The following is a 10,611-nucleotide window of genomic DNA, read 5'->3' as shown; positions in this document are numbered from 1 at the left end:
GGTGCGTGCGTGCCCGGGGCCGAACGAGCGGATCTGCTCGGCCAGGACGTCCGCGTACGCCGCGGCCGCGCCGGCCGGGTCGCCGGACTCGCCCCGCCAGTGGGCGAGGCGTTCGCGGGCGCCGTGCAGGACGGAGGACCGCGGTCCCTGCCGGCGCAGGGCCTCGTCCGCCAGCCGCTCGAAGTGGTCCAGGGCGTCCTCCGGCAGGCCCGCTTCCCCCAGCAGCTCGCCGATCCGGAAGAACAGCGGGTGCGCGCCGAGCGGCGGCTCGCCCCCGAAGAGGGCGTCCAGGGAGGCGGTGGAGGCGTCCCGGCGCGCGTCGGTCCACAGGGCGGAGCCGGCGAGCCGTCCCAGCCGGCCGGCGCAGGCGGCCAGGACCTCGGCGAGGCCGGGGTCGTCCGGCCCCCGGTCGGCGGCGTCGACCAGTGCCGAGGCGACGGTCCAGGCGAGCCGGCCGGCCCGGTGCCCGGGCACCGCGTCGCGGGTCACCCGCTGGAGGACCGGATGCACCCGCACGGCGCGGTACGGGTCCTGCGGCGCGTGCCCGACCAGGCCCAGGCGGTCCAGCTCCCGCAGGGCCGTCACCACTTCGTCCGGGCGGGGTCCGGCCCCGTCGGCGGACGGCTGAGTGCGCTGCCGCCGCAGGTGCTCCCTCGCGGCGGAGCCGGTGAAGACGGCCTCGGGAGCCCCCTCGGGCGGCAGCAGGGCGGCCAGCTCCATCAGGGGCCGGGCCAGCCCGGCGGTCTCCGGCATCCGGTCGGCCCGGTCCAGTGACGGCAGCCACGCCTCGTGGACGGCGAAGGCCTGGCCGTCGGGCAGTGCGCCCGGACCGGGCACGAGCTCCGACAGCGGGCTCCCGCCGTCCTGGTTCAGCAGGCGGCGGTAACCGGCGCAGTCGAGCCCCCGGCCGAGCAGGTGGCCCGCCGCCTGGGAGAGCGCCAGCGGAAGCCGGCCCAGCTCCTCGGCCAGCCTCCACGCCTCCTCGGGCCGGTCGCCGAGACCTCCCAGGACCTCGCGGAGGTAGGCCGTGGCCTCGGCCGGGGTGAACCCCTCCACGGGGACCACGTGACGGCCCGCTCCGGGCCGGGCGATGTTGCGCCGCCGGGTGGTGACGAGCGTCAGGCCGTGCGGCTGGTCGGGAGGCCACAGGCCGCGTACGTCGTCGGGGTCGGCCACGTCGTCCAGCACGATCAGCCACCGTCGGCGCGGCTCGAGCGAGCCGGACTCCAGCCACGCGAGGAACGACCGCGCGGCCGCCTCCGGCGAGGCGGTGGAGGTGGGGGCGGCGGAGCCGGTGATCTCGGCGAGGGCCTGGGCGTAGCCGGCCACGACCGACTCGCGGTCGGCGGCGTCGACCCACACGACCAGGTCCACGAGGCCCTCGCTCCACGCCGTGCGGGCGAGGTGCGCGGCCTGCTGGGTCTTGCCCGTGCCCGCCGTGCCGGTCAGCAGACCGCCGCGCAGGGGCTGCGCACCGGCCGGGCCGGCCTCCCCGGTCGGGAGGAAGTGCTCGTCGAGGTCGGGCCGGCGCCGGAAGCACCGCGCGGGGCCGGGGACGACGCCCACCAGGAGCGGCCAGGACGCGGGAGCGCGCGAGGCGGCGTAGTAGGAGACGTGGTCCGCACGGCCGACCGCCATGCCCTGGGGGCCGGCCTGGACGCTGTACGAGTGAGGAGCGCCGGTGCCCTGCAAGGAACCGGTGGAGAAGGGGCTTTCGTCAGCCGGTCCGCTCAGCCCTGTCGCGGAGCCGGCGAGGGAGGGGGGCTCAGCTGGACACCCCCGTTGATCACCGCGGCGGCGATCGAGCCGTGGTCGGCCCGGACGTGCACGTCACCGCCGACGGCCAGACCGGCGGCCCCCGCGGAGACCCCGGGCGCCGCGTGGGCGTCCAGCAGTGCGCGCAGTTCCTCCGCAGCCCGTTCGCGCAGATCCTCCGGGAGGCCCTCCAGCAGGCTCTCGAAGCGGGCCTGCCACATGGCCTCCTGGCGGATGCGGGCACGTTCCAGCTGCCCGGCCTCCCTGGTGCCCGCCGCACCGGCGAGCTCGGAGGCGCTCCGGTCCAGCCGTACCAGTTCACCCGTCACGCGCTCGGTGTCGCCGCGGCCGAACCACGAGGCCACCTGCCCCCGGAGCCCCTCCCAGGCCTGCGTACCGGCGGCCTGGACCACCGCCGTCCCACCGGCCGCAGCCAACGCCAACAACGCTTCTGGCAGCACCTGTTGCCCCCTCGTAGTGGATCACCGCCGATCCCTCCGACCCTACCCGTCGCTCCGGCGGGCCGGACATGACAAAGAGCCGAGTCACGGGACCGTCCGTGACTCGGCTCTTTGAGTGTTACCGCCCGACGGTACGAGGCTGGCGCGACAGGACGTTCGCATCGCCGGGCGGAGAGGGTGGGGGAGGTTGTCCTCCTCATGTACAGGGGGCTCTGTGCGTAGCCCCTGTACATGAGGAGAAGGTTTGGCTGGGACCGTGGCGGGCGGCGACGAGAACTCCGGCTTCGTCTCCCTCAGGTCAAGAGACGGGCCTCGGAACCCATTACCACCGCACTGGCTCGCACGCTCGCCACGGTCCTCGTCCTGCCCTCACCGCGTACCACCCCTCATCCGGGTCCGCGGTGTGGGCTCAACACCCGGAACCTGACCTCCCGTCAGGCTCCCGGTGAAGCTGTTCGGCTCAGGCGTCGCGCAGGGCGCGAACGGCCTCCTCGACGCGCTTGCCGTAGTCGGCGTCCGCGGCGTGGAAGTGAGCCAGGTTCTTCTCGATGACGTCCTCGAGGGTGACCTGAGACAGGCCGCCGGCGATGTTCGCCACCAGACGCTGCTTCTCGGCCTCCGACATCAGGCGGTAGAGCTCACCGGCCTGGAAGAAGTCGTCGTCCTTGGTGTGGGCCGGGGCCTCGTGGGTGCCCGTGTAGCCGGAGACGGCCTTCGGGGCGCCCAGCGCCAGACCGGTCTCGGCCGGACCCTGGTACGAGTTGGGCTCGTAGTTCTTGTCGTGGCGCGAGCCGTTGCGCAGCGCCATGACGCCGTCGCGGCCGTAGTTGTCGGCCTTCGTCGCCTTGGGGGCGTTGACCGGCAGCAGGGTGTGGTTCACACCGAGGCGGTAGCGCTGGGCGTCGGCGTACGCGAAGAGGCGGCCCTGGAGCATCTTGTCCGGCGAGGCGGTGATGCCCGGGACGAAGTTGTTCGGGGAGAAGGCGGACTGCTCGACCTCGGCGAAGACGTTGTCCGGGTTGCGGTCGAGGACCAGGCGGCCCACGCGCTGCAGCGGGTAGTCCGAGTGCGGCCACACCTTGGTGAGGTCGAACGGGTTGAAGCGGTAGTCCGCGGCCTCGGCGGCGGGCATGATCTGCACGTACAGGGTCCACGAGGGGTTCACACCGCGCTCGATGGCCTGCAGCAGGTCGGTCTGGTGCGAGTTCGCGTCCGAGCCGACGAGCTCGGCGGCCTGCTCGCCCGACAGGCAGCGGATGCCCTGGTTCGTCTTGAAGTGGTACTTGACGAAGAAGGCCTCGCCCTGGGCGTTGGTCCACTGGTACGTGTGGGAGCCGTAGCCGTTCATGTGACGGTACGACGCCGGGATACCGCGGTCACCCATCAGCCAGGTGATCTGGTGCGTCGCCTCGGGGGCGTGCGCCCAGAAGTCCCAGACGTTGTCCGGCTCCTGCTTGCCCGTGAAGGGGTCGCGCTTCTGGGAGTGGATGAAGTCGGGGAACTTGATCGGGTCCTTGATGAAGAACACCGGGGTGTTGTTGCCGACGAGGTCGTAGTTGCCCTCTTCGGTGTAGAACTTCAGCGCGAAGCCGCGCGGGTCGCGGACGGCGTCCGCGCCACCCAGCGAGTCGGCGACGGTGGAGAACCGCAGGAAGGTCTCGGTCTTCTTGCCGACCGTGTTCAGGAACGCGGCGCTGGTGTACGGGGTGACGTCGTCGGTCACCTCGAAGTAGCCGTACGCCGCGGAACCGCGGGCGTGCACCACGCGCTCCGGGATGCGCTCGCGGTTGAAGCGGGCGAGCTTCTCAAGGAGCTGCTGGTCCTGGACCAGGAGCGGGCCACCGACGCCGGCGGTAGCGGAGTTCTGGTTGTCGGCGACCGGGGCGCCAGACTCGGTCGTCAGCGTGCGCTTCGACATGGTGACCTTCCGTACGGGGAACTGCTGACGGAAATCGTCTTCCGTCATGCGGAACAGCCTAATTTCGGCATGAACGCCACGTCAACAGTTTGTTGAAAAGAAAGAAAGACAGTGGAGAGGTGATCCGGACGGTGCCGGCGCTTGGGCGCGACAGGACAGGTGTCAGCACCGGCACCATCCGGAAACTCAGGCCCCCGTGAGGGGGAGGTGCGGCCCGGGCGAGCGGGCCGCGGGGGATCAGATCTGGGCGCCGGAGAGGCGCTCGACCGCGCGCAGCAGCGCGGAGTGGTCCAGGCCGCCGTCACCCTGGGCGCGCAGCGAGGCGACCAGCTGGGCGACGACCGCGCCGACCGGCAGGGCCGCACCGACGTTGCGGGCGGCGTCGGTGACGATGCCCATGTCCTTGTGGTGCAGGTCGATCCGGAAACCGGGCTTGAAGTCGCGGTTCAGGAAGTTGGCCTTCTTGCGGGTCAGGACCGTGGAGCCGGCCAGACCGCCGTTGAGCACGTCCAGAGCGGCTTCGAGGTTCACGCCCGACTTCTCGAGGAAGACGACGGCCTCGGCGCACGCCTGGATGTTCACCGCGACGATGAGCTGGTTGGCGGCCTTCACCGTCTGGCCGGAGCCGTGCGGACCGCACAGGACGATGACCTTGCCGAGGGCCTCGAGGACCGGGAGGGCCTCGTCGAAGTCGGCCTGCTCGCCACCCACCATGATCGACAGGACGGCCTCGATGGCACCGGCCTCGCCACCGGACACCGGGGCGTCGATGACGCGGATGCCCTTGGCGGCGGCGTTCTTCGCCAGGTCGATGGAGGTCTGCGGGGTGATCGACGACATGTCGATGATCAGCGCGCCGGACTTCGCGTTCTCGAGGATGCCGTTCTCACCGTAGGAGATGGCCTCGACCTGCGGGGAGGCGGGCACCATCGTGATGATGACGTCGGCGTCCGCGACGGCCTCGGCGATCGAACCGGCGGCGGAGCCACCGGCCGCGGCCAGGCGGTCCAGCTTGTCCTGCTCCAGCGTGAAGCCGGTGACCGAGTAGCCGGCCTTCAGGAGGTTCTCGGCCATGGGGGAGCCCATGATGCCGAGACCGATCCACGCGATCTTGGGGAGGTTGCTCATGATGAGGGTCCTTCTCTTAATGCTTTGTACGAAAAGTTCGTGAGTTGCCTGGCTGTTCGCCCGGACTTTTTCCGCCTACTTCGCGGCGCGGGCCTCGGCCGGCAGCCATTCGAAGGAGGCGGCGGCGTCGGCGGCCTTGTACTCGAGACCGACAAAGCCCTGGTAGCCGGCCTTCTGGAGCTGGTCGAGCAGCTCTTCGAGGGGCAGCTCGCCGGTGCCGGGGGCACCTCGGCCCGGCTTGTCCGCGATCTGGACGTGCCCGGTCTTGGCGGCGTACTTTTCGATGACCTCGGAGAGGTCCTCATCGTTCATCGCCAGGTGGTACAGGTCGAGCAGGAACTTGGCGTTCCCGAGGCCGGTGGCCTCGTTCACCTTGTCCACTACCTCGATGCCGGCCGGGGCGCTCACCAGCGGGTAGAGCGGCGACTCGGGCTTGTTGAGGGTCTCGATCAGAAGGATCGCGCCGACGCGGTCGGCGGCCTGAGCGGCCACGACCAGGTTCTTCAGGGCGAGCTCGTCCTGAACGGCCGGGTCCACGCCTTCGACGCGGTTGCCGTAGAGGGCGTTCAGCGCCTTGCAGCCGACCGAGGCGGCGAAGTCCGCCGCCACGTTGATGTTGGCGTTGAAGCGCTCCGACTCCTCACCGGGAACCGAGACCGCGCCGCGGTCCGGACCCGGCAGCTGGCCGGCGTAGAAGTTCAGGCCCACCAGCTGGGTGCCGGCGTCCTCAAGAGCCTTCTTGAGGGCGTCGAGCTCCTCCTGAGCGGGGGTGGGGGTCTCGATCCAGGGCCACCACAGCTCGACCGCCGTGAAGCCCGCTGCGGCGGCAGCCGCGGGACGCTCCAGGAGCGGGAGTTCCGTGAAGAGGATCGAAAGATTTACATCGAAGCGCTGGTCCGTGTATCCCATGAGGGGTGTGCGCTCCTTCCGTATTGCGGAAGTTAGTTTCTGCCTGATGGAAGACTGCAAGCCCGGTGTCTCACTTGTCAAGTACCGACTGCCGAAAAGTCCGGACTGCCGGGTAGCTTGAGCGACGTGCGATTGAGAGTGGAGTTCACGACCGAGCCCTTCGATCTCGAAGAGGCCCCTGCCCATGCCGTGGCCGCTCGCGAGGTCATCCAGAAGGCCCAGCTGGACGCGGTGGATGTCGGCCCGTTCGGCAACACCGCCGAGGGGGATGCCGGCGAGGTCCTGGCCGCGGTCACCGCGCTGCTGCGCGATTCACTGGAGGCCGGAGCCACGCGCGTCTCGCTCCAGGTCAACGTGATCGGGGAGGAGACCCCATGACCGAGCCCCTCGACCACCCGTTCGTCACCGCGATCAAGCCGCTGGTGGACGCGATGGGCGGCGAGCTCATGGACCCGGCCCTGGCCCAGCCCGATGACGTCGTGCTGGCCTGGGAGGGCCGGGACCTGCTGGCCGTACGGCTGCCGCAGCTCTCCGACTCGCTGGACCACATCCTGGCGGCGCTGGAGCGCCGGCACGGCGTACCGTTGTCCCAGCTCGACCGGAAGACCAAGCAGGACACCGTCCGGATACTCGAGGCGCGCGGCGCGTTTTCCGTGCGGCACGGCGTGGAGACGGTCGCGGGTGCGCTGGGCGTCAGCCGTTTCACGGTCTACAACTATTTGAACCGGGACTCGAACACCGCCAAAGCGCCCGGAAAGTCCAACCAAGAGTGAAGCGTTCTTGACCCACGGTGACGAGCCGCCGCCCAATTCACCCGGGCGGCGGCTTTTGTGTACGGGAAGTTTCAACAAAGTGTTGACGCCGTGTTGTCGAGGGCGTTAGCTATGCGCAGCCCGTCAAAGCAACAACAGGCCACGGAGGCCTACCGTGACTTCGAGTCCGACCCCGGGTCTCACCCGGTTCAACGCCTTGGACGACAGCGCGGCCACGGCCGAGCTGCACGAGGTGTGCGCCAGCTCGGCATGGGGCAGCAAGCTGCTCGCCCAGCGCCCGTTCACCAGCGCCGACACCCTGTTCTCCGCGAACGAGGCCGCCATGGCCGAGCTCACCGCGGAGGACCTGGCCGAGGCGATGGGCGGCCACGCGCCGATCGGCCGGCCGAAGCCGGGAGACCCGACCTCCGCCCGCGAGCAGCGTGGCATGGCCGGTGCCTCGGAGGAGCTCAAGACCGAGCTCCTCGAACTGAACCTGGCGTACCAGGAGAAGTTCGGCCACGTCTTCCTCATCTGCGCCACCGGTGCGACCGGTGAGTTCATGCGGGACGCGGTCAAGGTCCGGATCGGCAACTCGCCGGAGCAGGAGCGGGAAATCGCTCGCGGCGAGCTCGTCAAGATCAACCGGATCCGGCTGACCCGCCTCGTGGAATCCGCAGAAGGAGAGTAAGACCGAGCATGAGCACTGAGACCACCGCGTCGGTGTCCACGCACATCCTGGACACCAGCATCGGAAAGCCCGCCGAGGGCGTCGCGATCTCCCTGTCGGCCCGCACGGGTCTCGACGGCGAGTGGGCGGCCCTGGGCGGCTCCGCCACCGATGCGGACGGGCGCTGCAAGGACCTGCCGGCTCTGCCGGAGGGCACCACCCACGTGCGTCTCGACTTCGAGACCGAGACGTACTTCTTTAATAAGCACAGTTCCAAGAAGCAAGCCGCCGAGGCACAGCAGGACGCCCCCCGCGTAAGGGACAGCGGTGCGTTTTTCCCGGAAGTGACGATCACCTTCGCGGTCACTCCCGGCGAGCACTATCACGTACCGCTGCTGCTCAACCCGTTCGGCTACTCCGTTTACCGAGGGAGCTAGCATGGCCACCATTCTGGGCCAGAACCAGTACGGCAAAGCAGAGAACCGCGTTGTCAAGATCACGCGGGACGGCGACACCCACCACATCAAGGACCTGAACGTCTCGGTCGCCCTGTCCGGCGACATGGACGACGTCCACTACTCCGGCTCGAACGCCAACGTCCTCCCGACGGACACCACCAAGAACACGGTGTACGCGTTCGCCAAGGAGTACGGCATCGAGTCCGCCGAGCAGTTCGGCATCCACCTGGCGCGTTGGTTCGTCAACAGCCAGGAGCCGATCCAGAAGGCTCGCATCCGGATCGAGGAGTACTCCTGGTCCCGGATCGCCACCTCGGACGCGAACTCCAAGTTCATCGGCTCCGACGAGGTGAACCACTCCTTCGTCCGCAACGGCGGCGAGACCCGGGTCACCCAGATCACGTACGACGGCAAGAACTGGGAGGTCATCTCGGGCCTCAAGGACCTCGTCGTCATGAACTCCACGAACTCCGAGTTCTGGGGTTACGTGAAGGACAAGTACACGACCCTGAAGGAAGCGTACGACCGCATCCTCGCCACCCAGGTGTCGGCCCGTTGGCGCTTCAGCTGGTCGGACGACGACCAGCGGATGCCGAACTGGGAGAAGTCCTACGCCGAGACCCGCAAGCACATGCTGCAGGCCTTCGCGGAGACCTACTCCCTCTCGCTGCAGCAGACCCTGTACCAGATGGGTTCGCGCATCATCAACCACCGTTCGGAGATCGACGAGGTCCGCTTCTCGCTCCCGAACAAGCACCACTTCCTCGTCGACCTCGAGCCCTTCGGCCTCAAGAACGACAACGAGGTGTACTTCGCCGCGGACCGCCCGTACGGTCTGATCGAGGCGACGGTCCTGCGCGACGGCGTCGACGCCCGTATCCCCGTGGACATGACCAACCTCTGATGCGGCACGCGCGTCCCGGGGCTCCGCAGTGGCCCCGGGGCGGCGCGACACCCTTCAACTTCCTGAATCGGCACCCGGACGCAACACACGGGGCGGCAGTACTGTCAGCTGTCAAGGCCCCCGGCTCCGGCACTCAAATCCCCTGGGTTTTGCCGTGCCCGCACCGCCACTGAAAGCACGAGGAAGTCCCATGGCAGCATCGGCAGCCAATGACAGCGCCGTAGAGCGCATCGTCATCGAAAACTGTGCGATTGCAACCGTTGACGCGAACGACACCGAGTACGCCTCGGGCTACGTGGTCGTCGCCGGCAACAAGATCGAGGCCATCGGTGCGGGCAAGGCCCCCGAGAACCTCGACAATGTGGTCCGCCGCATCGACGGTACGGGTCACCTCGTCACCCCGGGTCTGGTCAACACGCACCACCACTTCTACCAGTGGATCACCCGTGGTCTGGCCACCGACCACAACCTGTTCAACTGGCTCGTCGCGCTGTACCCGACGTGGGCGCGCATCGACGAGCAGATGACGTACACGGCCGCGCAGGGCTCCCTCGCCGCGATGGCCAAGGGCGGCGTCACCACCGCCATGGACCACCACTACGTGTTCCCCAAGGGCTCCGGCGACCTCTCCGGCTCGATCATCCGCGCCGCGTCCGAGATGGGCGTCCGCTTCACCCTCGCCCGCGGTTCGATGGACCGCAGCGAGAAGGACGGCGGCCTGCCGCCGGACCACGCCGTCGAGACCCTCGAGGGTGCGCTCGCCGACACCGAGGCGACCGTGAAGAAGTACCACGACGCCTCCTTCGACGCGATGACCCAGGTCGCCGTCGCCCCGTGCTCCCCCTTCTCGGTCTCCACCGAGCTGCTGAAGCAGGGTGCCGAGCTGGCCCGCCGCCTGGGTGTGCGCATGCACACGCACGGCTCGGAGACCGTCGAGGAAGAGCAGTTCTGCAAGGAACTGTTCGGCATGGGCCCGACCGACTACTTCGAGTCGACCGGCTGGCTCGGCGAGGACGTGTGGATGGCGCACAGCGTCCACATGAACGACTCCGACATCGCCGCGTTCGCCCGCACCAAGACGGGTGTCGCGCACTGCCCGTCCTCCAACGCCCGTCTGGCCGCCGGCATCGCCCGCGTCCCGGACATGCTGGCCGCCGGTGTCCCGGTCGGCCTCGGCGTGGACGGCACCGCCTCCAACGAGTCCGGCGAACTGCACACCGAGCTGCGCAACGCGCTCCTCATCAACCGCCTGAACCCGGTCCACCGCGAGCGCGCCCTCAACGCGCGCCAGGCCCTGCGCCTCGGTACGTACGGTGGCGCCCAGGTCCTCGGCCGCGCCGACAACATCGGTTCGCTCGAGGTCGGCAAGTGCGCCGACCTGGTGCTGTGGAACCTGAGCACCTTCCTGCACTCCTCGATCGCCGACCCGGTCACCGCGCTGGTCTTCGGTGCCGCGGCCCCCGTGACGGCCTCGTTCGTCAACGGCAAGCAGATCGTCGAGAACAACCGACTGCTCTTCGCGGACGAGGACGCCATCGCGGTGTCCACCCGGGAAGAGGCCCAGCGCCTCGCGCGTCTCTCCGCGCAGGCCTGATCCCATGAAGTCCGGCCGGGGGGGACGGCCCCCGGCCGGCGGCCGCGGACCCGAGCGGGGTC

The 10,611-nt window shown here is 69.4% G+C and carries 10 protein-coding genes and 1 pseudogene; 6 read left to right on the top strand and 5 right to left on the bottom strand.

Annotation, left to right across the window (positions count from 1 at the left end; genetic code table 11):
- From ACWGDE_RS30545 to ACWGDE_RS30525, 5 genes and pseudogenes are all read right to left on the bottom strand, one after another.
- Positions 1-1,692, bottom strand: a pseudogene (locus ACWGDE_RS30545) (tetratricopeptide repeat protein); the annotation flags it as partial.
- 38 nt (positions 1,693-1,730) lie between these two features.
- Positions 1,731-2,216 (bottom strand): hypothetical protein, encoded by a 486-nt coding sequence (locus ACWGDE_RS30540; protein WP_453392265.1) that lies wholly within the window; start codon positions 2,214-2,216, stop codon positions 1,731-1,733.
- A gap of 460 nt (positions 2,217-2,676) precedes the next feature.
- Positions 2,677-4,134: a catalase gene (locus ACWGDE_RS30535; protein ID WP_453392266.1), complete on the bottom strand. Its 1,458-nt coding sequence runs from the start codon at positions 4,132-4,134 to the stop codon at positions 2,677-2,679.
- Between the two features lie 237 nt (positions 4,135-4,371).
- Complete coding sequence (locus ACWGDE_RS30530; RefSeq protein WP_384652012.1) at positions 4,372-5,262, bottom strand: 2-hydroxy-3-oxopropionate reductase; 891 nt, start codon at positions 5,260-5,262, stop codon at positions 4,372-4,374.
- 75 nt (positions 5,263-5,337) lie between these two features.
- Complete coding sequence (locus ACWGDE_RS30525) at positions 5,338-6,171, bottom strand: TIM barrel protein (protein WP_453392264.1); 834 nt, start codon at positions 6,169-6,171, stop codon at positions 5,338-5,340.
- A gap of 126 nt (positions 6,172-6,297) precedes the next feature.
- Here ACWGDE_RS30525 and ACWGDE_RS30520 point away from each other — a divergent pair, with 126 nt between their 5' ends.
- From ACWGDE_RS30520 to ACWGDE_RS30495, 6 genes are all read left to right on the top strand, one after another.
- Positions 6,298-6,549: a thiamine-binding protein gene (locus ACWGDE_RS30520; protein ID WP_453392263.1), complete on the top strand. Its 252-nt coding sequence runs from the start codon at positions 6,298-6,300 to the stop codon at positions 6,547-6,549.
- Positions 6,546-6,944 (top strand): helix-turn-helix domain-containing protein, encoded by a 399-nt coding sequence (locus ACWGDE_RS30515; protein WP_453392262.1) that lies wholly within the window; start codon positions 6,546-6,548, stop codon positions 6,942-6,944. The genes ACWGDE_RS30520 and ACWGDE_RS30515 overlap by 4 nt, the downstream gene beginning before the upstream one ends.
- A 154-nt stretch (positions 6,945-7,098) precedes the next feature.
- Entirely contained in the window at positions 7,099-7,614 is a 516-nt protein-coding gene (uraD, locus tag ACWGDE_RS30510; RefSeq protein ID WP_453392261.1) for a 2-oxo-4-hydroxy-4-carboxy-5-ureidoimidazoline decarboxylase, read from the top strand.
- A gap of 8 nt (positions 7,615-7,622) precedes the next feature.
- Positions 7,623-8,030 (top strand): hydroxyisourate hydrolase, encoded by a 408-nt coding sequence (gene uraH, locus ACWGDE_RS30505; RefSeq protein ID WP_453392260.1) that lies wholly within the window; start codon positions 7,623-7,625, stop codon positions 8,028-8,030.
- 1 nt (position 8,031) lies between these two features.
- Entirely contained in the window at positions 8,032-8,955 is a 924-nt protein-coding gene (pucL, locus tag ACWGDE_RS30500) for a factor-independent urate hydroxylase (RefSeq protein WP_254381168.1), read from the top strand.
- Between the two features lie 190 nt (positions 8,956-9,145).
- Complete coding sequence (locus ACWGDE_RS30495) at positions 9,146-10,549, top strand: 8-oxoguanine deaminase (protein WP_453392259.1); 1,404 nt, start codon at positions 9,146-9,148, stop codon at positions 10,547-10,549.
- The last annotated feature ends 62 nt before the right edge of the window (positions 10,550-10,611 follow it).

The organism is Streptomyces sp. NPDC054956 (assembly GCF_053609185.1).
Note: the sequence above shows the minus strand (reverse complement) of the source record. Positions and strands in the feature narration are given on the sequence as shown.

Bases quoted from the DNA above. Each gene is read 5' to 3' on its own strand.
- ACWGDE_RS30535 (WP_453392266.1), bottom strand. From the start codon at position 4,134: ATGTCGAAGCGCACGCTGACGACCGAGTCTGGCGCCCCGGTCGCCGAC.
- ACWGDE_RS30530 (WP_384652012.1), bottom strand. From the start codon at position 5,262: ATGAGCAACCTCCCCAAGATCGCGTGGATCGGTCTCGGCATCATGGGC.
- ACWGDE_RS30525 (WP_453392264.1), bottom strand. From the start codon at position 6,171: ATGGGATACACGGACCAGCGCTTCGATGTAAATCTTTCGATCCTCTTC.
- ACWGDE_RS30515 (WP_453392262.1), top strand. From the start codon at position 6,546: ATGACCGAGCCCCTCGACCACCCGTTCGTCACCGCGATCAAGCCGCTG.
- uraH (WP_453392260.1), top strand. From the start codon at position 7,623: ATGAGCACTGAGACCACCGCGTCGGTGTCCACGCACATCCTGGACACC.
- pucL (WP_254381168.1), top strand. From the start codon at position 8,032: ATGGCCACCATTCTGGGCCAGAACCAGTACGGCAAAGCAGAGAACCGC.
- ACWGDE_RS30495 (WP_453392259.1), top strand. From the start codon at position 9,146: ATGGCAGCATCGGCAGCCAATGACAGCGCCGTAGAGCGCATCGTCATC.